The organism is Streptomyces griseus (assembly GCF_900460065.1).
Classification (GTDB): domain Bacteria; phylum Actinomycetota; class Actinomycetes; order Streptomycetales; family Streptomycetaceae; genus Streptomyces; species Streptomyces griseus.
The window spans coordinates 174,316-197,896 of the sequence record NZ_UAVD01000038.1 but is presented as its reverse complement, the minus strand read 5'-3'; the positions used below and the strand labels follow the sequence as shown (position 1 = coordinate 197,896).

Genomic DNA, 23,581 nt, shown 5'->3' with positions numbered 1-23,581 from the left:
GCCCATGGTCCAGCAGCCGCCCCTGCTCCGCGATGTCATCGACATCAAGGAGTCCCTGTCGACCTCGGACTTCGTCCTCCGGCTCTCGGAGGCGACGACCCCGGCCGGCGCCGAGGGCGCTCTGCGGGACTACGTGGTTACGGAGCGGCTGCGGGACAACTTCGACGAGGCGCTGGGGCTGATCAAGGCGGCCCTGGACGGGCACACGTCGAAGGCTGCCTATCTGCACGGTTCGTTCGGTTCGGGTAAGTCGCACTTCATGGCGGTGCTGCACGCCCTGCTGAGCGGTAGCCCCGCCGCGCGGGCGCGTGCCGATCTCGACCCGGTGCTGTCCAAGCACGAGTGGCTGGGCACCGACGGGAAGCGGTTCCTGCTGGTGCCGTACCACATGCTCGGAGCGAAGGCCCTGGAGCAGCGGGTGCTCGGGGGCTATGTCACGCATGTGAAGAAGCTGCACCCCGACGCTCCGACGCCGCAGGTGTACCGGACGGACGCGCTCTTCGACACCATCCGGTCGCTGCGGGAGCGCAACGGGGACCGGTTCATCATCGACGGCCTCGCGTCCTCGGAGGCCACCGGTGGTGTCGAGGACGACGAGTGGGGCGAGGCGTTCGCCTGGCAGCCGGAGCTGCTGGACACCGCACTGGCCGCCGAGGAGGTCCACGAGTCGGGTCAAGCGCTGAATCTGGTGAGCCCGTCGACCCCGGCCGAGCTGCGCGCCCGGCTGGTGGAGGACGCGAACGCGCACCTGCTGCCGGGCTTCACGAGGAACGCCGCCGAGGACGAGCACGGGTTCGTGTCGCTGGACGCGGGCCTGTCCGTCATCGCCGAGCACGCCAAGTCCCTCGGTTACGACGGGTTGATCCTGTTCCTGGACGAGCTGATCCTCTGGCTGGCGACGCTGATCCACGACCAGAAGTTCGTGGCGCGCGAGGCCAGCAAGATCACCAACTTCGTCGAGGGCGGCGACGCACGGCGTGCCGTGCCCGTGGTGTCGTTCATCGCGCGCCAGCGTGACCTGCGCGAGCTGGTCGGCGAGGAGGTGTCGGGGGCCGCCGAGTCGTCCATCCAGGACACGCTGAACCTCGCCTCCGGGCGTTTCGACAAGATCACGCTGGAGGACCGCAACCTGCCCCAGGTGGCGCACGCGCGGCTCCTGACGCCGAAGGACCCGGAGTCGGCGGCGCTCGTGAACGCCGAGTTCGAGAAGACCCGCAAGGTCCGCCAGGAGGTCTGGGACACCTTGCTGGGCTCGGATCGGGGAGCCGACGGGGTGGGGGCCGACGAGGAGAGCTTCCGGCTGACGTATCCGTTCTCCCCCGCGTTCATGGACACCCTCGTCCATGTCTCTTCCGCCCTCCAGCGCAACCGGACGGGTATGAAGCTGATGGGGCAGCTGCTCGCCGACCACCGGGACGAGCTGCGGCTCGGGGACCTGATCCCGGTGGGCGATCTCTACCCGCTGATCACGGCCGGTGGCGACAAGCCGTTCACCGACAGCCTCAAGGTCGTCTTCGAGGCGGCCGACAAGCTCTACCGCACCAAGTTGCGCCCCTACCTCCTCGCCACGCACAACGTGTCCGAGGAGGACGTCGAGCAGTACACCCACCGGGGCCCGGACAGCATCGCCGACCCGGACCTGAGGGGTCGGGTCAAGATCTTCGTCGGGGACAACCGGATCGTGGGCACCCTGCTGCTGTCGGCACTGGCGCCCAGCGTGCCCGCGCTCTCCGACCTCACGATCCGTCGGCTGTCCGCCCTGAACTACGGATCCGTCGTCGCCCCGATCCCGGGCCGCGAGTACGGCATCCTGAAGAACAAGATCGCGGAGTGGGCGGGGCGCTTCCCGGAAATCAAGGAGACCGGCACCGACACGAACCCGGGTGTCCGGCTCGAACTGACCGGTGTGGACGTCGACTCCGTCATCGCCAACGCCAAGGTCAACGACAACCCGGGCAACAGGCAGGCGCTCGCCAAGCGCCTCCTGTCCGAGGAACTCGCCATCGAGCACGGCCAGTTGGCCAACAGGGTGCACTTCGATTGGCGCGGTACGAGCCGTAGCGCGGAGGTCCTCTTCGGCAACCTCGCCGACGAGGAGGAGCTGCCCGACCACGACCTCTCGCCGAACGAGGACGGTCTCTGGCGGATCGTCGTCGACCTCCCGTACGACGAGGGCGAGTACGGTCCCATCGACGACGTCAACCGGGTGCGACGGCTCCGGGAGAGGCAGCAGGACGGCGAGCCGTGGCGTACGGTCGCCTGGCTGCCGGCCCACCTCTCCGCCCAGCGGTACACGGACTTCTGCCGCCTCGTCGTCATCGACAAGGCCCTCTCGGACGAGCAGCGCTTCGACACCCAGTACGCCGGTCACCTGAACGCGGACAACCGTGCCCGCGCCAAGGGGCTGCTGGAGACGCAGCGGGAGTCGCTGCTCAAGAACGTGAAGGCCGCGTTCAAGCAGGCGTACGGGCTGGCAGAGAAAAAGCCCACCGACGTGGAGCTGGGCTTCACCGAGCATCTCCAGTCGCTGCGGGACATCGACGGGCTGGTCTTCTCCTTCGGCCAGTCGATGCGGGACGGGCTGCGGCACGTGGCGGGCAAGCTGCTCGCCGACCAGTTCCCCGAGCACCCGGACCTGGACCCGGACCACACCGGCATCCCGCTGAAGGCGGCCGACGCCCGCAAGGTCTTCACCCATATCCGGGCGGCGGCGGAGGCCCGTGACCACCGGACCGAGGTGCCGGCCGCGGACCGGAAGCTGCTCCAGCGCATCGCGGGGCCGCTGCGACTCGGGCAGCAGAAGGAGGCGTACTTCGAACTGTCGCTCTTCTGGGCCGACCACTTCCGTCAGCTCGCACGGGAGCGTGGAGTGGCCGGCGACCTCTCCCTCATCACCCTCACCGACTGGACCGACCTGCCGCAGCCGCGCGGGCTCCCCGACTTCCTCACCCGGCTGATCGTGGCCGCGTTCGCAGAGATGGACGACCGGGTGTGGGTGCGGAGCGGGATGCCTCTGGACCCCGCACCCGAGCTGTCGCAGATCAAGGACCACGACGCGCTGCGCAGCCAGCCCCGGCCCTCCGAGCAGGACTGGGACACAGCTCGCCAGCGATTCGCCACGATCTTCGGGGAGCCCGCTCCCACGCTGCGGCGCGGTCGCATGGTCAACCAGTTCGCCCGCCTGATCATCCAGGCCGCCCATGCCCACAAGGACTACGCGATCAGTCTGGTGTCCAAGTTGGAGGAGCACGCGGGATTCCTCCGGCTCGACAGCACCGACGAGGCCGCGCGGCTGCCGCTGGCCCGCCGGTCCGTCGAGCTGCTGACAGCTCTCGGCCAGAGCGCCGGGCAGGGTGCGGCCGGAGCCAAGAAGACGGTGGACGCACTGGCCGCCTTCGACCTCGGACAGGTGAGCGCGGACCGGTTCGGTTCCTCCATCACCCAGGCCAGGGACGTGGCCCGCGCCCTGACCGACACGTCCTGGACCACGCTGGAGCTGGCGGTCAACGAAGGGCCCGAGGGGCAGGCCCTGCTGGACTCCCTGCGCAACGCGGCAGGGAGCGACCAGCGGACCATCGACCTGAAGGACGCTCTCGCCCGCACCCAGCGCGACGTGCTGGCGCTGGTGAAGCGCAACCGGGCCGCTGCCACTTCCCCGCCCCCGGCCCCGCCGGCCACTCCCAGCGCGGACGAGGTACCGCTCAACACCGGGACCAGCCACCCGCCCGTTCCCACTGACCGGGTCGCGGAGCCCGCCCAGAGCGCCTCGCGGAGCCGGCGGTCGGGCGGCGGGCGCACGACCGCGGCACGGGCCGTGGCCAAGCTCCAGGCAGAGATCGCCGACCTGGCGGCCCGTGAACCGGGAACCGCGATCGAGATCACCTGGCGGGTCGTCGAGTCATGAGCGTCACGAGCACATCGGCGATCGCCCGGCTGAACGTCGCCACGATCACTCAGTACCTGTCGTCCCAGACCTCGCTGGCCTCGTCCCTCACCGGAGCCGGGCGACGCCGTGCCGTCCTCCTGCGTTCCACCCCTCAGTGGGACGGTCCGGTCGAACCGGTGTGGGGCGAGGGACGTACCGCCCGCATCTCCACGGCCCCCTCGCCTCTCGCCGTACATGAGCTGCTCCTGGACCACCTCGGTAAACCGCTCGGGGACGAGGCGAAGGACACCGGCACCGCGGGCTCCACCGGTCCCGCCGTGCTCGTCATCCTGACGGACCGCGAACAGAGCGAACTCGACCCCGCGATCCTGGCCCGCGTCCACAAGAAGCGGATCGACACGCTCGACAGCTGGGACGTGGTCCGTGAGGCCTTCGGGGCCGAGCAGGTCGACACCCGGCTCCGCCATGCCAACTGGGCTGCCGAGGCGCTCCTCGACGCCACCCCGCCCGGAGGCTGGCCTCCCCTGGCGGGCGGCGTGCTCTCCCGCCGGAAGGCCCTGTCCGCCCTCGCCCTGCGCCGACTGCGTCTGGGGAGATACGACACCGAGGCGGATGGGCCGGTGGACCGCGTCCGCAGGACGGACGATGCTCTGGACACCCACGCCCTGCTGAGCTGGTCCCTGAGCCCTGGCGGCCCCGGTCGGCTGCTCGATCTGCGCGGCCCCGAACGTGCCGGGCTGAGGCAGTTCCTGGGAGAGGAGGACCAGGCGGGCCTGGCCGGACAAGCGCTCCTGGCCCTGGTCGAGGCGGAACACGGCGAGGAGGCGGTGGCGTTCGGGCTGGTCTGCGCCGCATTGTGGCAGCACGCCGTTCCGGACGCCGAGGTCTACCAGGCGCGGGGCCGGGCCGAGCGATGGTTCGGAGACCGGCCGCCAGCCGCGGGAGAACAGCTCGGCCACCTGGCGTCCGCCTTCGGAAGGGCCTGTGAGGACTACCTTGGCGTCCTGTTGACCACCGCCGCACGGACCGCGGGCTCCGAGAGCGAGGAGACCCGGGAAGCACGGCGGATCAGCGACACCGTCCTGGATCGGGCCACTTCGCTCGTCCGGCAGTTCGGGGCGGAATCCGCCGCTCGGACGAGCCCGCTGCTGCCGAGCGGTCTGGAGTCGCGCTTCGCCCTGGTGGGACAGGTCCTGGAATCGGGGCAGACCGGTGCTCTCGAAGAAGCCTTCCGACAGCTGGAAACCCACCGGCGGGCCGGTGCACCTGAGGCAAGGACCCGGATCCGACGGGCCAGGATGGGCGGGCGCCTGACACAGTGGCTCGCCGGTGAACCGACGTCCGCGTGTGACTCGACAGGCACCGGAATAGTGCGCCACCTCGCGGAGACCGGGTGGGTGGACCAGGCACTGGAGCACATCGAGGCCGGCGGCGACCCCGACCCCTCTCTTCGGTCCGCGTACGACAAGCTGGGTGCCCGTGTCCGCGAACGACGCCTCGACATCGACCGGGAATTCGCGCGGTCGCTGGCCACGTGGACCGCGGCGGGCACGCACCCCGGTTCCATGCTCACGGTCGAGACCTTCCTCGACCGGGTGGTGAAGCCCATCGTCCGCGGCGCCGACGGCCGACGCGTGCTCCTCCTCGTCCTGGACGGGATGAGTGCCGCGATCGCCACCGAGCTCGGCCAGGAGCTGCGCTCGACGTGGGCCGAGTTCGATCCGGTCAAGGACGGCGAACCGCACCGACGGGCTATGGCCGCCGCGCTGCCGACCCTGACCGCCGTCTCCCGCACCTCTCTGTTCGCGGGCCGCCTCATGAAGGGAACGCAGGCAGACGAGAAGAGGCTTTTCCCCCAGCAGAAGCTGTGGGGCGGAGCGCAGGCAGCAGTGTTCCACAAGGACGACCTGCGCACGACCAGCGCCGGGGAGGTCTTCGGTCCCGGTCTCGGCGAAGCCCTCGCCGACGGACGCACTCATGTGGCTGTCGTCCTCAACGCCATCGACGACCGGCTCGCCAAGGAGCAGAAGCTCGGCGACGGGACCTGGCGTGCCTCCGACATCCCTGGTCTGGTCGAGCTGCTACGGGTGGCGGCGGCCCAGGGTATGGCCGTGCTCATCACCAGCGACCACGGACACGTCGTGGACCGTCGTGGCACGAAGGTCGATTCGAGTCTCCCGGAGTCGGCTCGCCATCGTCTGCCCGGCGGGACGCTGTCGGCGGCCGAGGTAGCGCTCAACGGCCCTCGGGTCGTCTGGCCCGAACCCGGCGGTTCGATCGTCGCCCTGTGGGACGCGGATTCCCGCTACACGTCTCTCAAGGCCGGCTATCACGGCGGGGCGTCCCTCGCTGAGTTCACCATCCCGGTTCTGGCCTTCCTGCCCTTCGGGGCGACACCCCCGAAGGACTGGCGCGAGCTGGGTGACCAGCGGCCTTCATGGTGGTTCCTGGACGAGCGAGCACCAGCTGCTCCTGTACCGCCGTCCCCTGCACTCACGCCTCCTGTGAAGAAGCCGGTCCGGCAGGCGCCGTCCAAGTCCCAGGCCGAGTTGGCACGCACACACGACTCGCTGTTCGATGTCGTTCTGGTACCGGCCGAGGAGGCAGGGGACGCCTTGGTCACGACGGAGCTGCGTACCCAGACGGAGAGCCTGGTCCACCGGCTGTTCGGGTCCGCTGCCTTCCAGGACCAGGTCGAGCTGCTGGCCCGGAAGCCGCGCGAGCGCGAGCTGGACAAGTTCCGGCAGGCGGTTCAGGCACTCGTCGACGCGGGTGGGACTCTCCCTGTGACGGCCCTGGCCCAACGTGTGGAGTTCCCGGTCACCCGCGCGGACGGCTTCGCTGCCGTCCTGCGTCAGCTGCTCAACTACGACGGCGTACAGGTCCTGGAAACGCTGCCGGACGGCCGGACCCTGCGCCTGCACCAGGGACTGCTGCGCGAGCAATTCGAGCTGGGCTGAGCGGGGCGATCCGGGACTGCGCACAGCCAGTCGTCCAACAGGCCATCGTGCTAGCCTCGGATTCAGGGACGTCTCCAGAAACTGACGCCCGGTTCGCCTCAGGCCCCGCGGAAGCGGGGCCTTTGTGCTGCTCGGGGCACGATCGGCCCGGCGCGGCCGGAAACCTCAACAGGTGTGCTGACCGGGCACCCAGCAATGGCTGCGGGCGACACGGGGAGCCACATGCGCCCAGAGCATCTCGTTGGCCCTGCGCGCCCGGGAATCATTGTCCTGTCCGCTGACCAACCGACGGTGCAAGTACGCGATCAGGTCCGCCGCCTGAAGCAGCCGACTCGCCTTCGAGGGTGCGAAGTGGATGGTGTCCACGAGACAGGGCAGATTGTCGCTCACGCTGCCGCCGACGGCATCCTGCTGGTAGTCGCGGAAATGCCGTCGATGATCGTCCGCCCCGTCGATCTCGTCTGCGATCACCAAGGCCAGCTCGTCCCGCGCCTGCACGTGCTCGCAGATCTCTTCCAGCAGTTGCCGCAGAACCACCTCGTGCGGTGAAGGACATGCTTCGGGGTCGACATGGGTGCCGCGGTGGGGTCGCAGGTCGAGCCCCTGCACGATCACCCGCACGTCATGAGCGCCGATCGCCTTCATGGCGTCCGCGTAGACACCAATGCGGGCGCGCACCATGTTGTGCCCCTTGTTGCCCATCCGCGTCCAGTCGTCCCTCGCCTGCACCAGCGCGTGGCCATGCAGCTCGGCGTGACGGTCGACGGGGTAGTGGTCCGCTGCCTTGGACACGACGGAGTCGAGTGCACGGTGCAGAGGACGAAGATGTTTCTCCGCCACGACCAGAGCGACCATCCAGTAATGGTCCCGGTCATATGACTCGTCGACATAGGTCAGCAACACAACGTGAGTGTTTCACACCGGTACTGCCCTGCCGGAATGGCTGTGACCCTCCCCTACGGCCCCGGCGTCCGGCACGCCGGGTGAGAGACTGAGTCGGTGAGCTCAGCCAAACCACATCCTCCCGCCTCTGCCGCCCGCCGTCGCACCGTGATCGATGCGCTCCGGCGCGGGGCCGTACCCGACAGCGGACTCGACCTGCTGGCCACAGGCCTGGACCGCTTCGCTTCGGCGCTCGACGGCGAGCTGGACTCGGTCGCATCCGGTGGCGCCGTGTTCAAGGCGGTGCGCGGCGAGTACGGGTCGGGCAAGACCTTTTTCACGCGTTGGCTGGGAGAGCGGGCCAAGCGACTCGGCTTCGCGGTCGCGGAGATCCAGGTGTCGGAGACGGAAACGCCTCTGCACAAGCTGGAAACCGTCTACCGGCGGCTCACTGAGCGGCTGGCCACTGCGAGTTTCCCACCGAGTGCACTCCGGCCCATTGTGGACGCCTGGTTCTACGCGCTGGAGGAGGACGCCCTCGCCGCCGGCGCGAGCGACCATGAACTGGCCCGTGAGGTCGAGGCGTTGCTGACCACCCGGCTGGCCGAGGTCTCACGGCACGCTCCGTCGTTCGCGACCGCTCTGCGCGGCTACCGTGCGGCGCTCATCGAGGGCGACGAAGCGACGGCCGCAGCCGTACTCGCATGGCTGGGTGGCCAACCTCATGTCGCCGCGGCCGCTCGGCGGTCGGCCGGGGTCCGGGGCGACCTCGACCACTTCGGTGCCCTCGGCTTCCTCCAAGGGCTGCTCACCGTGCTGCGTGACTCCGGGCACCGTGGACTGTTCGTCGTTCTCGATGAGGTGGAAACGCTCCAGCGCGTACGGTCCGACGCCCGGGACAAAGCTCTGAACGCACTGCGCCAGCTCATCGACGAAGTCCACTCGGGCCGCTTCCCCGGCCTCTACCTCGTGATCACCGGTACGCCCGCCTTCTACGACGGACAGCAGGGCGTGCAGCGCCTGGCTCCGCTGGCCCAGCGGCTGGCCACCGACTTCACCACCGACCCGCGCTTCGACAATCCCCGCGCGGTGCAGCTGCGGCTACCTGGATTCACCCAGGAATCCCTGGTGGATCTGGGCGTGACCATCCGTGACCTCTATGCGGCCGGCGCCTCGGCTCCCGAACGTACCGTGGCCGTCGTCGACGACGCCTATGTGGCCGAACTCGCCCGAGCGGTCGGCGGCGCACTCGGTGGCAAGGTGGGAGTGGCACCGCGGCTTTTCCTGAAGAAGCTGGTGGGCGACGTCCTCGATCGTGTCGACCAGTTCGACGACTTCGACCCTCGTCAGCACTACCGGCTGACCGTGAACAGCAACGAACTCACCGACGTGGAGAGGAACTCCGCCGCCACCCACTCGGCGGACGACATCGAGCTGGACGTCTGATGGGGCAGCAACCGGTGGCCGAGGATCCTGTGGACCGCCTGGATCCGGTTGTTCTGCACCATGTGGTGAACACGCTGGGCTGGCCGGACCTGCGCCCTTTGCAGCGGGCGGCGATCCGACCGCTGATGGACGGTGAGGACGCGGTCCTCCTCGCTCCCACAGCAGGCGGGAAGACGGAAGCGGCGTGTCTGCCGATCCTGTCAGCCATGTCGGAGCAGCGCTGGTCCGGCACGTCCGTGTTGTATCTGTGTCCGCTCAAAGCGCTTCTCAACAACCTCGTGACGCGCATCGACGGCTACGCGCAGTGGCTCGGTCGCCGGGCCGCCCTGTGGCACGGAGACACCAGGGAGTCTCAGCGACAGCGCATCCGCGCCGACCGGCCGGACATCCTGCTCACTACTCCGGAATCGCTGGAGGCCATGCTCATCGGCGTGAAGACCGATCACGCGCACCTTCTGGGAGGTGTGCGAGCGGTCGTGGTCGACGAGGTCCACGCCTTCGCGGGTGATGACCGTGGCTGGCATCTGCTCGCGGTGCTGGAACGTCTCGAACGAGTCACCGGGCGTCCGGTCCAGCGGATCGGTCTGTCGGCGACCGTCGGCAACCCTGAGCAGTTGCTGACCTGGCTGCAGGGGTCGGGCGCAGGCAAGCGGCCGGCTGGCGTGATCTCGCCCGGCCCTGCCGCGATCGGCACAACGCCGACCGGCGAGGTGGAGCTGGACTACGTGGGTTCACTGGAGAACGCGGCCAAGCTCATTGCCGTACTGCACCGCGGTGAGAAGCGGCTCGTCTTCTGTGACTCCCGACGGCAGGTCGAGCAGTTGGGAGCCGCCCTGCGTGAGCGGGATGTGACGGTATTCCTGTCGCATGCCTCGCTCTCGGCGGACGAACGAGCGCGATCGGAGCAAGCTTTCGCCGAGGCCCGGGACTGTGTGATCGTGTCGACATCGACGCTGGAACTGGGCATCGACGTGGGCGACCTCGACCGTGTGATCCAGATCGACTCGCCCAGCAGTGTCGCCTCATTCCTCCAACGCATCGGGCGGACAGGGAGACGACCGGGGAGTACGCGCAACTGCCTCTTTCTCGCCACCCGGAAGGACACACTCCTCCAGGCGGCAGCACTCCTTCTCCTGTGGGGAAAGGGATGGGTGGAGGCGGTGACCCCGCCGCCCGAGCCCCGCCATCTGGTCGCCCAGCAGTTGCTCGCGGTCATCCTCCAGCAGCAGCGGGTAGGTGACCGACTGTGGCCGGTCCAGTGGAACGGGCTGGCGCCCTTCGACGCCTCCGCGAAGCCGATCCTGCGCCACCTGGTGGCACAAGGCTTCCTCGACGAGGACGACGGCCTCCTCTTTATCGGCCCTGAGGCAGAACGGCGCTTCGGACGCCGTCACTTCATCGAGCTCACAGCGTCCTTCACGGCACCGCCCCAGTTCACCGTCCTCGCCGGCCGTACCGAGATCGGCCAGATGGACCCCTCGGTACTGACCGAAGATCGGCCCGGTCCACGTCGACTCCTGCTCGGTGGCCGCAGCTGGCAGGTGACGTTCGTCGACTGGACCCGCAAACGAGCCTTTGTCGAACCGACAGACGGCGGCGGGATCGCCAAGTGGAGCAGTGGATCCGTCCTCGGCCTGTCGTACCACCTCACCCGTGCCATGCGCACCGTACTCCTCGGGGAGAACCCTCCCGTGTCCATCACCCGCCGGGCCGAGGTCTGTCTGACCGGCTGGCGGGAGGACGAGGCTCCCGAACTTGTCCACCCGGCCATGTCCCTGGTCACCCGTCATGGTGCGGACGTTCGCTGGTGGACCTGGGCCGGCTACCGCGCGAACGCGACCTTGTCGGCGACGCTGCCGTCCGTCGCCGATCCCGTGCAACGCCCCACAGACTGCTATGTACGACTGCGTGAGGACCTGACCCCCGACATGTGGCGCGAAAGTCGGGAGGCTGCGAGCAGCAGCCCGGCGCTCGTTCTTCCCGACATCGATCGCCGCGCCGTACATGGTCTCAAGTTCTCCGCAGCCCTGCCCCAACGGCTCGCAGTGGCCACCGTCGCGGCCCGGCTCGCCGACTTCGAGGGAGCACGCTCGGCTCTTGACGAAACCGTTCGATTCCACCACGGCTTCGCGACCTGAGATGCGCTCGAACGCTGCCCTTCTGCCCGGACGAACTTGTAGATGGAGCGCGCCCTCACTCCCCCGCGAAGTCGTCCGGTGCCGAGCGCGCGAGGTCGGCGAGGGTCGCGAGGGCCCGGGAGAGTACCTCCCGGGTGGGTGAGGCCAGGCCGAGGCGGACCGCCTGCGGGCCCCGGGGGCGGCCCGCGGAGAACGCCGCGGCCGGGGTCACCGCGATGCCGTGCCGCGCGGCGGCGGCGACGAAGGTGTCGGCGCGCCAGGGGGCGGGCAGCTCCCACCAGCGGTAGTACGAGGAGGGGGCGCCGCGTGTGCGGAAGTCCCCGAGGTGCCGCTGGGCGATCTCCTGCCGCACCGCCGCCTCCCGCTGCTTCGCCCGTACGAGGACGTCGACCGCGCCGTCCCCCTGCCACCGCGCCATCGCTTCCAGCGGGAAGCGCATGGGCCCCCAGCCGCCGGAGCGCAGGGCCCCCGCGACCCGGCCCGCCGTCGCGGCGGGGGCCACGGCGAATCCGAGGGACAGCCCCGGGGAGAGGCGCTTGGAGAGGCTGTCGACGACGACGGTCCGCTCGGCGGCCCGCGAGGCGAGGGGCGCCACGTCGTCCCGGAGGAATCCCCAGACGGCGTCCTCGATCGCGTGGATCCCCGAGGTCAGCAGCACGTCGGCCAACTGGTCGAGCCGCCGCTCGGGCATGGTGAGGGACAGCGGATTGTGGAGGACCGGCTGTACGTAGACGGCGTGCAGCGGATCCGCGCGGTGCGCCTCCTCGACCGCCTCCGGGATCAGCCCGTCCCCGTCCATGGCCAGGGGCACGAGGGTGACGCCGAGCCGGGCGGCGACGGCCTTGAGCACCGGATAGGTGAGCTCCTCGACGCCCAGCCTCGCGCCCGGCCGGGTCAGCGCGGCGACGGCGGCGGAGACGGCCTGCCGTCCGTTGCCGGCGAACAGGATCCCTTCCGGGCCGGGCCGCCAGCCTCCGCGCGCGAGGAGATCGGCGGCGGCCTCGCGGGCGGCGGGGGTGCCGGCCGGCCCGACCGGGCGGAGGACCGACTCCAGCCGGTCGGAGCGCACCAGCTTCTCCAGGCCGGCGGCGAGCAGCCCGGCCTGTTCGGGGACGACCGGGTGGTTGAGCTCCAGGTCGACCCGGCTGTCGGCGGGCTCGGAGAGGGCCGGGGCCGGCGCGGGCGCGCCGGGCGCCTCCGTGACGAAGGTGCCGCGCCCGACCTGGCCGACGGTGAGGCCCCGGCGGGCCAGCTCCTGGTAGACGCGGGAGGCGGTGGAGTCGGCGATGGCGTGGAGCCGGGCGAACTCCCGCTGCGGAGGGAGTCGCTCCCCGGCCTTCAGCCGCCCCGCCGCGATCTCCTCCGCCACCGCGTCGGCGACGGACCGGAAGTCCTTCACGGGCTTCGCCTCCCTGTGAGCGTTCGGCGTCGAATCCCTGGCGAGCGGCATCCAAACACAGCATTGCACCGAGTGCAATGTCGGCTATTGAACCGAGAAGAACGGTGAACCTAGACTCCGATTGCACCGGTCGCGGGGGGCCGGTGCACAGGGCGCCGGACCCACCGGCCCCATGAACAGAACGGCTTACGGGCATGGTTGAGCTGAGCGGAGTGCTCGGGGTCGCGATGGTCGCCCTGGGCATGGTGCTCACCCCGGGCCCCAACATGATCTATCTGGTCTCCCGGAGCATCACCCAGGGGCGACGCGCGGGAGTGGTCTCCCTGGGCGGTGTGGCCGTGGGCTTCCTGGTCTATCTGCTCGCCACCAATCTCGGCCTGTCGGTGGTCTTCCTCGCGGTGCCCGAGCTGTACGTGGCCGTGAAGCTGGCGGGCGCGGCCTACCTCGCCTATCTGGCCTGGAACGCCCTGAGGCCCGGGGGCGTTTCCGTCTTCGCCCCCGAGGAGCTGCCGCACGACTCCTCGCGCAGGCTGTTCACGATGGGCCTGATGACCAATCTGCTCAACCCGAAGATCGCCATCATGTATCTCTCCCTCATCCCGCAGTTCATCAGCCTGGAGGCGGGAAACGTCCTGCTCCAGGGCTTCCTGCTGGGCTCCGTCCAGATCGTGGTGGCCCTCACCGTCAATCTGGGCATCGTCCTGGCCGCGGGAGCCATCGCCGCCTTCCTCGCCCGCCGCCCCTCCTGGCTCCGCGTCCAGCGCTACCTGATGGGCACGGCGCTGGGCCTGCTCGCCGTGTCGGTGGCGACGGACACCTCGGCCCCGGCCCGAGCGTGATCAGAGCATGATGAGCAGCCGCGTGTCGGCCTTGAGCTTCCTGTTCACCGAGCGGCTCTGCACATAGACCTCCAACTTGGGGTTGTTGCCGGCCTTCACCGAGACGGTCCCCCGGACTCCGGCGCCGAACAGGAGGTTGCGCGCCGCCTCGCCCGTGTAGGCGCGGTCGGTGTCCTTCTCGACCACGATGACCTCCTTGTCGGGCTGCACCTGCACCCGGGTGCCCAACTGGTAGTAGCAGGAGCCGCGTTCGTAGGTGACTCCCGGGTGCGAGTCGACGAAGGCGCGGATCTCCGTCTCCTTGTCGACCTTCAGCAGCCGGTACTTGTCGGCCGCGACCGGTTCGAGGGTGGCCCGCACGTCGTCGACGGATATGTCCTGGCCGACGGCGAACAGGTTCTTCGTACCGCGCACGCCCTGCTCGCGACCGCGCAGGAAGCTGGTGGCGGCGGCCCGCACCGTGCCGATCGCGTCCTCGACGCCCTTCTGGGAGTCCGCGTCCCAGATGGCGATGTTGCCGGCCGGGAAGCCGTAGTTCTGGGCGGTGCGCTTGGCCAGGGAGTTCGGCACGAGGATCGCGGAGGTCCAGTGTCCCGGCAGGCCGTTCATCTTCGCGGTGATGCGGTCGAGCCAGGGGCCGAGGATGGTCATGTCGCCGTCGTGCCGGCGGTCGCCGCCGGAGGCGTTCTCCTCGCCGTCCGTCACCACGATCTGGAGGAAGCTGTGCTCGCCGTACTCCTCCCAGATGTGCCCCAGGTCGTCCAGGGACTTCAGGGAGGCCTCGATGAGGGCAGTGGCGCCGTTGTTGACCTTGTACAGCCCCCGCATGGACGGGAGGTGCTTCACGTCCATGTCCCAGACCAGGTTCTCCACCCGGTGGTCGAAGGAGTAGAGGCTGATCCGCGTCTCGTGGCCGAGGCTGTCCGACTCGGCCTTGAGCCCCGCCACGAACTCGTCCACGACGCGGATGAGCTGACCCTGGTGCTGGTACATGGAGCCCGAGGCGTCCACGACCAGAGCGACGTGATTCACCTTGTGCTGGATCCTGTTGGCGGACATGGTCCTACTCCTTCGTCCGGTGCTCCCCGGTGCTCCCCCGAGTGATGCTTCGACTGTATGGGGAGGCACTGACAGCGGAGCCCGGTCGCCCGCCGGCGTCCCGGCCCACGGCCGGACCGGGGCCCGCACCCGTGGCGCGGACCCCGGCCGGGGGCGTGGATTCCTCGGTCAGTAGGCGGTCGTGACGGTGGCTCCGCCGAAGGAGGCCACCGCGTGGAGGCTGATGTAGTTGGCTCCCGAGCGCGGGTTGCTGATCGTCAGCGTGTGGGAGTTGCCCGCGCCGGTGGCGCGCTGGGTGGAGGAGCCGGTGGTGGCCCACCCGGAGCCGCTGTAGTAGAGGTCGGCGTCGCCGGTGCCGCCGCTGACCGTGATCTTCAGCTGCTTGGTGCCGGCCGGCACGTACAGGTAGTGGTAGGAGTAGTTGCCGGTGGTGGCGGAGAGGTTGCTGCGCCGGCAGTTCTGGCCGAGCACCCGGGGGTCGGAGTCGGCGCACTCGGTGACGGCGCCGTCGCCGCCGCCGCAGTCACCGGCGGCGCACCCGGCCAGCCAGGTCCTCCAGTCGCTGTCGTAGCGGGTGCCGACGGTGGTGGTGAGGTAGGTGCGGGCGGCGCTCCACTGGCCGGCGCGGTAGTGGGCGAGCACCTTGTCCATGTCGGCGGGGTGCTTCTCCAGCATGTACCGCACGGCGAGGTAGCCCCACCGGTACACCCGCGTGGTGTCGTGGCTGTAGTCGGTGCTGAACAGCGTGCTCAGCGCGTAGGTCCCCTTGCCCGCCTCGGTCATCGCCGCGGTGTAGGGCTCCTGGCGGTAGTGGTAGGAGATGTACTCGGCGAAGCCCTCCACCCACCAGATGGTGGGGGTGGTCATGTTGGCGGCGAAGTCGCCGTACATGGTGAAGCGGCCGTCGAGGTAGTGGGTGTACTCGTGGTTGAGGTTCCAGATGTGGAAGTCCGGGCGCAGCCACTCGGCCTCGTAGGCGATGAAGCGGGGCTGGTTGCCCGCGGCGGAGGGGTCGCCCTCCAGGTACATGCCGCCGTTGTTGGTGTCGATCCCGTACATCGCGCCGGCGTAGGTCTGGTAGTCGGTGCTGGAGTCGTAGGCGATCACCTCGATGGTGGTGTTGTTGTCGTCGGCGACCGGGCCGCTGTCCTTGGCGATCCGGTGGAAGTAGGCGTCCTGCTCGATGAGGCTGGTGCAGCTGGCGTTCAGCTCGGCGGACGTCATCTGCTGGGCCAGGATGCGGATGCTGGGGCTACAGGTGTGACGGACCGGCAGGACCTCGCGCTTGAGGCGCTCCTGGAGGTCGCAGACGCCGTACGCGGCGCAGTTCGCCTTGTCGTAGTAGTCGGCCATCTCCGCTATGCCCACCCAGAGCGGGGCGGTGGGGCCGGTGAGGGAGGTATCCCGGAGCAGGGCGGTGGCCAGCGGGCGGACCTTGCTCCGCAGGCCGGCGTGCTGGAGGAAGCGGCCCAGCTCGCGTCCGGCGTTGGAGGTCAGGTACGACTGGTCGCCCTCCAGCAGGGAGAGGTGGTCGGCGGCGAAGCGGTGCAGCGCGTCGATGAGGCTCGGGTCCGCCTCGACCGCGCTGACGAACGCGGGCACCTGGTGCCCCCGGAAGGTCACCGTGTACACGTTGTTGACCGCGGCGAGCATCCGCGAGAAGGCGTTCCAGGTGGAGTCGTAGTCCGCGAGCATCCGCTTGACGACGGAGATGTACCGGGCGTTCTCCTGGGCGCTGTCGATCAGGATGACCGCCTCGGAGAGCGTCTCGCCGTTGTCGTCGGTGACGTCGCGCGACCGGGGGCTGGCGAAGAAGGCGTCGAGGCCCGAGCGGATGGCGGTCCGCAGGGTGGGGCCGTACGGTCCGACGACGTCCGGGTTGTACCACTGCACGTAGTACCCGGCGCGGAGGTACAGCACGAGCTGCGGGGTGCCGGTGCTCCCGTCGCCCGGGTAGTAGGCGGCGTTGTCGCGCAGCGCGTAGGCCACCGAGGTCATCTGCGCCTCGCGGAAGGCCAGTCGGGCGCTGCTTCCGGTGAGGCTGAACAGGGTGTTCACGCAGTCCGTGGTGGACGCCCTGATGAAGCGCACCAGTTCGCTTCCGGTGCGTCCGGTGAAGTCGGCCGGGTCGCACGCGGCGGCCGCCTTCGCCCGGGACTTCCCGTCCGCGCCCTGCTCCGACGGGGCGTCGTGCTCGCCGTGGGCCTCCTTGAGGGGGGACTTGTCGGCGCTCAGCGGGGGGAGCTGGGACGCCTTCGACCGGCCCTCGGCCTGGTGGCCGGGGTCCGAGGTGGGGGACTGCTGCGCCTGCGGCGCGAGGTCGGCCGAACCGGCGGGGCGGGACGGCTGGGACGCGTTCGATGCCGTGGCTGCCGAAGGGGAGTTCGGCTGCGCCTGGGCCGGCTGCGCGAGCAGCGCGAGGCCCATCGCCCCGGCCAGAGCCAGGGGCAGAACGGCACCCACACCTCGGCGGACGAGTGTGGTTCTCACGTTTTTCCTCCCATGAGGGGTCGGAGGCACGCAGATGCGTGACCGATGGGATGTACGGGGCGTGGGCCAGGGGGTGTTGTCGTGCCGTGCTGTCGGCCGGACGGAATGGGGTCCATGTCCAGAATTGACATGCCCACGCCCTGTGACATGTACAATGGCACAGGTCACACATCACAGGGAAGGCCCCTGACCGAATCCCCTGCGACTTTCCGGTGAACGGCACCCGGCGGGCCGGGGCGGACCAGGGGGCCGGGGCGGCCCGGCGGGCGCCGTGCACGGGAGAGCGGCGGCCCGGGTGGGTCCCGGACCGCCGGGGGCCACCTGGCCCCTCAGCCCGTTTCGGGGAAGTGGCAGGCCGCCGTACGCGCGCCGGAGCCCACGACCCGGAGCAGCGGGCGTTCGGTGCGGCACACGGCCTGGGCCTTGGGGCAGCGCGGATGGAAACCGCAGCCGCTGGGCGGTGAGGCCGGGCTGGGCGGGTCGCCGAGCAGGAGGATCCTCTCCCGGCGGCGCTCCGCCGCCGGGTCGGGCAGCGGGACCGCCGAGAGCAGCGCCCGGGTATAGGGGTGCGCCGGCCTGTCGTACAGCTCGCGCTTGTCCCCGGTCTCGACGACGCGGCCCAGATACATCACCGCCACCCGGTCGCACACCCGCTTCACCACGGACAGGTCGTGGGCGATGAAGAGGAACGACACTCCCAGTTCGTCGCCCAGCCGCTCCATCAGGTTGACCACCTGGGCCTGCACGGACACGTCGAGCGCGGAGACCGGCTCGTCGGCGACAATCAGGCGGGGGCCGGTCGCCAGGGCGCGGGCGATGCCGATGCGCTGGGCCTGGCCGCCGGAGAACTGGTACGGGTGGCGGTCCAGGTGCTCGGATCCCAGACCCACCAGGTCGAGCAGTTCGGCGGCCCGGTCCCGGGCCGCCCGGACCGTGGCCCCCTGCACCAGCAGGGGTTCGGAGATGATGCGGGCGACGGTCTGCCGGGGGTTCAGCGAGGCGTGGGGGTCCTGGAAGACGATCTGCAGGCGCCGGCGGACGGGCCGCAGCTCGCGCTGGGACAGATGCGTGATGTCACGGCCCTCGAAGGCGACGGTCCCCGCGGTGGGTTCCAGCAGCCGGACCAGCATCCGGCCCGTGGTGGACTTGCCGCAGCCGGACTCCCCGACGAGCCCCAGGGTCTCCCCCTCGGCCAGCTCCAGATCGACGCCGTCCACCGCGCGGACCGGAGCGGCGGCGCGGCCCAGGACGCGGCGGCCGGGGAAGGTCTTCACCAGACCCCGTACGGACAACAGGGGCGCGGCGCCACCCGCAGCGGAAGCAGCCTCCGGGAGCGGGGACGTGGAGAGCGTGGGTTTCATCGGGCCTCCTCGGCCGGTACGGGGGCCCCGCCGGGCGGACCGGCGTGCGGGGCGGTCGGGGCGGCCGACAGGGGCAGGTGGCAGGCGACCAGCCGGCCCCCTCCGGGGACGGCCGCGGGACGGGGGCTCTCCCCGGCGCAGCGGGCCCGTTCGGGGGCGGTGGCATCGGCCGCCCGGGGGCAGCGCGGTGCGAAGGGGCAGCCGGGTCGCGGCTCGGCCGGTGACGGCGGGGAGCCGGGGATCGCGCGCAGCGGTGCGTCGTCCGGGTCGTCCAGTCGGGGCAGGGAGTCCAGCAGGCCCCGGGTGTAGGGGTGTGCGGGGCTGTGGAACAGCTCGTCCACCGGGGCCTGTTCGGCGCCGCGCCCGCCGTACATGACGAGCACCTCGTGGGCGACGCGGGCCACCACGCCCAGGTCGTGGGTGATCATCAGGACGCCGAGTCCGCGTTCCCGCTGGAGCCGGGCGATGAGTTCGAGGATCTGCGCCTGGACGGTGACGTCGAGCGCGGTGGTCGGTTCGTCGGCGACGAGGAGTTCGGGTTCGCAGGCCAGGGCCATCGCGATCATGGCGCGCTGGCGCATGCCGCCGGAGAACTGGTGCGCGTACTCCCCCGCCCGGCGGGCCGGTTCGGGGATGCCGACCTCGCCGAGCATCTCCACGGCCCGTCTGCGGGCGGCCCGCCGGCCGCTGCCGAAGTGGTGGCGGTGAGCCTCCGCGATCTGTTCGCCGACGGTGTACGCGGGGTGCAGCGCGGACAGCGGGTCCTGGAAGACCATGGCCATCCGGCGGCCTCGGAGCCGGCCGAAGCCGCGGTCGGTCAGACCGAGGATCTCCTGTCCGGCGAGGGTGATCGATCCGCTCACCCGGGCCCGGCGGTGCAGGCCCATCACGGCGAGGGAGGTGACCGATTTGCCGGAGCCGGACTCGCCGACCAGCCCCAGCGTGCGGCCGGCCTCGACGGTGAAGGAGACCCCGTCGACGGCCTGGACGGTTCCGGCGGGGGTGTCGAAGGCGACCCGCAGGTCGCGGACGCGCAGCAGGGGGTGGTCCGGTTCGGTGGTGGGCGGCACGTCAGTTCCTCACCCTCGGGTCGACGACGGCGTACAGGAGGTCGATGACGACGTTGGCCGCCACGATGAAGAAGGCGGCGAGCAGGGTGACGCCGAGCACCACGGGCTGGTCGGAGCGTTGCAGGGCGTCGAAGAACAGCCGGCCGACGCCGGGGATGCCGAAGATGGACTCGGTGATGACCGCTCCGGCCAGCAGGGCGCCGAGGTCCATGCCGAAGAGGGTGAGGACCGGCATCATCGCGGACCGCAGGCCGTGTTTGACCACGACGGTCCGGGCGGGCAGGCCCTTGGCCCGGGCGGTCCTGATGTACGGCTGCGCCATCGTCTCGATCATCGAACTGCGGCTCTGGCGGGCGTACATGGCGGCGTAGAGCAGGGCCAGGGCGATCCAGGGCAGCAGCAGGTTGGCCGCCCAGGCGAGGGGGTCGTCGGTGAGCGGGACGTAGGCGGGGTAGGGCAGCAGCCCGGTGAGCCGGACCAGGCCGTACAGGAGCATCACGGCGGTGAAGTAGACGGGCAGGGAGGCCGTGGCGACCGCGCCGACCATCAGGGTGCGGTCGAGGAGTCCGCCCTTGCGCAGGGCCGCGGTCACCCCGGCGCCCAGCCCGAGCACCAGCCACAGGCAGGCGGCGCCGAAGGCCAGGGAGACGGAGACGGGCAGGCGGTCCATCAGCAGGTCCCACACCGGCAGGGCGTTCTCGTAGGAGTAGCCGAGGCAGGGGAATCCGCACGGGATCGCGTGGGGGCCGCTGCCGAGCTCGCGGCCGGCGAAGATCCCGGTGAGGTAGTCGCCGAACTGCCGCCACAACGGCTGGTCGAGGCCCATGAAGCGGCGTACTTCCGCGAGCCGTTCGGGGCTGCACGTCTTGCCGCAGGCCGCCGCGGCGGGGTCGGCGGGGAGCAGGTAGAAGATGACGAAGGTGACGGCGCAGATGGCGAGCAGGACGCCGGCCACGCCGAGGAGCCTGCGGACCAGGTAGGCGATCACGGGCGGCCTCCCTGGGGGTCGAGGATGTCGCGCAGCGCGTCACCGAGGACCGTGAAGGCGAGGACGGCGACGAAGAGGAAGACGCTGGGGACGACGAAGTACAGGGGGTCCGTCTCGTAGTAGGCGACGGCCTCGGCGATCATCTGGCCCCAGGAGGGGGTGGGTGGGCGCACGCCCACCCCGAGGAAGCTGAGCGCCGCCTCCGTGCTGATCATTCCGGGGATCAGCAGCGTGGTGTACGCGATGACGGGTCCGGAGATGTTGGGCAGCACCTGCCGGGTGAGGATGCGCCAGGGTCCGCTGCCGCAGGCGCGGGCGGCCTCGACGAACTCGCGGTGGCGCAGGGAGAGCGCCTCGGCGCGCACCACGCGGGCGATGCCGGGCCAGCCGAAGACGCCGATGACGACGGTCATCAGGACGACCCGGTTGACGTCCTGGGCCACGGACATCATCGCGATCATGAAGATGAGCGAGGGGAAGGACATGGTGAGGTCCATCAGCCGGCTCAGTACGGTGTCGACGCGACCGCCGAAGTATCCGGCGGCGATGCCCGCGGCGGTGCCGGTGACGACGACGATCGCGGTGGCGGCGAAGGCGATCAGCAGGGAGACCTGGGCGCCGTGGACGACGCGGGCGAAGAGGTCGCGGCCGGTGACCGGTTCGACGCCGAGCCAGTGTTCGGCGCTGATGCCGCCGAGGGGGCCGTGGGGCAGGCCGCCGAGGTAGGGGTCGATGGCGTCGGCGTCGAAGGCGGTGGGCGACCAGCCGCCCAGCCGGCTGAGCAGGGGTGCGGTGAGGGCGACCAGGATCAGCAGGACGGCGGCGATCAGGGCGGTCCGACTGCCCCGGTCGCCCCACAGGCGGCGCCAGGTGGTCCGCCAGGGGGCGTCGGGCGGGGCGGGTGAGCCGGGTCCGCCGGCGGCCGGGGCGTCGCCCGGTCCGGTGGCCGGGGCGGTGACGGTGTTCATGGGAAGGTGTCCTCGCCCTCTCAGCCCCGGCTTCGGGACGGGTCCTTGAGTCCGATCGCGGCGAAGTCGAACTGCCCGGTCCAGGAGGGGTGTCCGAAGGCTCCGGCGATGTTGTCGCCGACGAGCAGCGGCTTGCGCTCCCACAGGAGCGGGACGGCCGGGGAGGTGCGCTGGATCTCGCGGTCGAGCGCGGTCCACGCCTTGTTGGCGGCGGTGGCGTCGGCCATCGCGGCGATCTCGTCCATACGGCGCTCGACGGCCTTGTCGCGGAACTGGGAGACGTTGCCCTGGTTGCCCTTCGGCTTGATGGTGCGGCCGTCGAAGACGAACGGCAGGAAGGTGGCGGCGGACGGGTAGTCCGGGCACCAGCCGCTGATGGCCATGTCGGGGGCGCCCGCGGTGTCCCCGATGGTGTCGTAGTAGACGGAGGGGTCGACGGTCTCGATCCGCAGCCGTATGCCGACCCGGGACAGGCTCTGCTGGAGCGCCTCGGCGCGGGTCTTGTCCCCGGTGGACACGGTGATCGTCGTGTCGAATCCGCCGGCCCTGCCCGCCTCGGCGAGGAGCTTCTCGGCCTTCTTCACATCGCCGGTGGCCGGTCCGTCGTGGACCGGGGCGGCGGCCCGGCCGCCCGTGAGGGACGGCGGCAGATAGGCGGTGGCGACGTCGTTGAGGGCCGGGCCGCCGTTGGCGGTCACCTGGGCCTCCTTGTCGACGGCGTACTGCATCGCGAGGCGGAGCTTCGGGTCGTCGAACGGCGCGCGGGAGGTGTTCAGCGCGAGCATGTCCGTACAGCCGGTGCGTTCGGCGGAGAGCCGCTGCCGGATCCCGGGCTTCGGCAGGACCTTGGCGACGCTGGAGGGCTGGAGGTCGGACCACTCGACCGCGGAGGCGTCGACGCCCGCGCTCTCGATGATCCGGTCGTCGATCTGGCCGCCCTTGAGCCCCTGGATCACGACGATGCGGTCGGGGTAGGCCTTGCGCACCGGGTCGGTCGCCGCGTCCCAGTGGGTGTTGCGGACCAGCACCAGCTTCTTGCCGCGCGCGTAGCTCTCGACGCGGTACGGGCCGGAGGAGAACGGGCGCAGGTCGTACTGGACGCCCTTCTCGCGGGACGCGGGCACGGGCGAGAAGGTCGGCAGCGTGACCGTGTAGGAGAACTCGGCGACGGGCCTGCGCAGCGAGAAGACGATGGTCCGGTCGTCGGGGGTACGGATCGAGTCGAGGTGCTTGCCGTCCAGCGGGCCGGCGTACCCCTCGGTGTCGGCCAGATAGCGCTGGGCGTAGTCGGGCCCGCCGGCGAGGTCGGGGGCGAAGGACCGCTCGACGTTGTACTTGATGTCGCGGGCCCGGATCGGGGTGCCGTCCTCGTAGACGAGGCCGGGCTTGAGGGTGAAGGTCCAGGTGCGCCCGCCGTCGGAGGATCTGCCGAGGTCGGTCGCGAGGTCGGGGACGATCTCGCTGCCCTTCTTCCCGGGTTCGGCGCGGAAGGTGGTCAGGGTGCGGTAGATGAGCCGGGTGCCGAAGTCCATCGTCGGCATGACCCAGTTGCGGGCCGGGTCCAGGTGGGCGAAGTCCTGGTTGGACAGCACGGTCAGGGTGCCGCCCCGCTTCGGGGTGCCGCCGATGACGGTGCCGGTCGCCACGCCGGGCTGTCGCCCGTCCGGGTCGCGGTCGCCACCTCCCTGTGCGGTGCAGGCGCCCAGCAGGGCCAGGGCGAGCGAGGTGCTCAGGGATGCGGACAGCATCCGGGTGCGACGGGACATGGGTGCACTCCTCGTACGGGAAGGGTCGCGGCGGGCGTGGGAACGGGCCGGGAGGACGGATGCGGGAACGGGCCGGGGAAGAGGTTCCGGCCAAAGGACGAGCACGGAACAGGCCAAAGGCGAAGGAGCGGCCCCGAGGGGCCCGGTGGTCCGGGCGGCCGAGCGGCCCGGAGGGCTACTGCTTGCGGAACGCGAAGCGGAGGGGGCCGGAAAATGCGCCCGCATCCGTGTGGTGTGACCCGTAACATAGTAATGTGAAATTGCACAGCCAAGCGGTGCGTCATCCCGTTACCGAAACGTGTCCCCGTGGTGCGCGCCGCCCGGCGGTC

14 protein-coding genes are annotated in these 23,581 nt (G+C 70.5%); 5 read left to right on the top strand and 9 right to left on the bottom strand.

Annotation, left to right across the window (positions count from 1 at the left end; all coding sequences use genetic code 11):
• Positions 1-4: 4 nt before the first annotated feature.
• Positions 5-3,904, top strand: a complete 3,900-nt coding sequence (gene pglY, locus DTB53_RS27930) for a BREX-2 system ATPase PglY (protein ID WP_012378658.1) — start codon at positions 5-7, stop codon at positions 3,902-3,904.
• A complete protein-coding gene (gene pglZ / locus DTB53_RS27925) occupies positions 3,901-6,846 on the top strand; it encodes a BREX-2 system phosphatase PglZ (protein WP_012378659.1) in 2,946 nt (981 codons plus the stop codon). Before pglY ends, pglZ begins: the two co-directional genes overlap by 4 nt.
• 165 nt (positions 6,847-7,011) lie before the next feature.
• Here pglZ and DTB53_RS27920 read toward each other — a convergent pair whose 3' ends face one another.
• Positions 7,012-7,749 (bottom strand): DUF3800 domain-containing protein, encoded by a 738-nt coding sequence (locus tag DTB53_RS27920; protein ID WP_042495899.1) that lies wholly within the window; start codon positions 7,747-7,749, stop codon positions 7,012-7,014.
• Positions 7,750-7,845: 96 nt separating this feature from the next.
• Here DTB53_RS27920 and brxD point away from each other — a divergent pair, with 96 nt between their 5' ends.
• Together brxD and DTB53_RS27910 are read left to right on the top strand one after the other, a co-directional pair.
• Positions 7,846-9,174, top strand: a complete 1,329-nt coding sequence (brxD, locus tag DTB53_RS27915) for a BREX system ATP-binding protein BrxD (RefSeq protein WP_012378662.1) — start codon at positions 7,846-7,848, stop codon at positions 9,172-9,174.
• The gene (locus DTB53_RS27910; RefSeq protein ID WP_012378663.1) at positions 9,174-11,312 is read left to right on the top strand and encodes a DEAD/DEAH box helicase; all 2,139 of its coding nucleotides are present in this window, start codon (positions 9,174-9,176) and stop codon (positions 11,310-11,312) included. The genes brxD and DTB53_RS27910 overlap by 1 nt, the downstream gene beginning before the upstream one ends.
• 55 nt (positions 11,313-11,367) lie before the next feature.
• Here DTB53_RS27910 and DTB53_RS27905 read toward each other — a convergent pair whose 3' ends face one another.
• On the bottom strand, positions 11,368-12,711 hold the full coding sequence (locus DTB53_RS27905; RefSeq protein WP_042495902.1) for an aminotransferase-like domain-containing protein: 1,344 nt from the start codon (positions 12,709-12,711) through the stop codon (positions 11,368-11,370).
• A gap of 194 nt (positions 12,712-12,905) precedes the next feature.
• Here DTB53_RS27905 and DTB53_RS27900 point away from each other — a divergent pair, with 194 nt between their 5' ends.
• The gene (locus tag DTB53_RS27900) at positions 12,906-13,550 is read left to right on the top strand and encodes a LysE family translocator (RefSeq protein ID WP_012378665.1); all 645 of its coding nucleotides are present in this window, start codon (positions 12,906-12,908) and stop codon (positions 13,548-13,550) included.
• On the opposite strand, the gene DTB53_RS27895 is transcribed toward DTB53_RS27900, so the two are convergent.
• The 7 genes from DTB53_RS27895 to DTB53_RS27865 all read right to left on the bottom strand — a co-directional run bounded on the left by DTB53_RS27895 (position 13,551) and on the right by DTB53_RS27865 (position 23,252).
• A complete protein-coding gene (locus DTB53_RS27895; RefSeq protein ID WP_003965650.1) occupies positions 13,551-14,609 on the bottom strand; it encodes a vWA domain-containing protein in 1,059 nt (352 codons plus the stop codon). It lies immediately after the preceding gene.
• A 168-nt stretch (positions 14,610-14,777) separates the two neighbouring features.
• A complete protein-coding gene (locus tag DTB53_RS27890; protein WP_370454231.1) occupies positions 14,778-17,099 on the bottom strand; it encodes a M9 family metallopeptidase in 2,322 nt (773 codons plus the stop codon).
• Positions 17,100-17,428: 329 nt separating this feature from the next.
• Entirely contained in the window at positions 17,429-18,460 is a 1,032-nt protein-coding gene (locus DTB53_RS27885; RefSeq protein ID WP_003965653.1) for an ABC transporter ATP-binding protein, read from the bottom strand.
• On the bottom strand, positions 18,457-19,530 hold the full coding sequence (locus DTB53_RS27880; RefSeq protein WP_012378667.1) for an ABC transporter ATP-binding protein: 1,074 nt from the start codon (positions 19,528-19,530) through the stop codon (positions 18,457-18,459). Before DTB53_RS27880 ends, DTB53_RS27885 begins: the two co-directional genes overlap by 4 nt.
• A 1-nt stretch (position 19,531) precedes the next feature.
• Positions 19,532-20,518, bottom strand: a complete 987-nt coding sequence (locus DTB53_RS27875; protein WP_012378668.1) for an ABC transporter permease — start codon at positions 20,516-20,518, stop codon at positions 19,532-19,534.
• On the bottom strand, positions 20,515-21,486 hold the full coding sequence (locus DTB53_RS27870; protein ID WP_003965657.1) for an ABC transporter permease: 972 nt from the start codon (positions 21,484-21,486) through the stop codon (positions 20,515-20,517). Before DTB53_RS27870 ends, DTB53_RS27875 begins: the two co-directional genes overlap by 4 nt.
• A gap of 20 nt (positions 21,487-21,506) precedes the next feature.
• Positions 21,507-23,252 (bottom strand): ABC transporter substrate-binding protein, encoded by a 1,746-nt coding sequence (locus DTB53_RS27865; RefSeq protein ID WP_012378669.1) that lies wholly within the window; start codon positions 23,250-23,252, stop codon positions 21,507-21,509.
• Positions 23,253-23,581 lie beyond the last annotated feature (329 nt).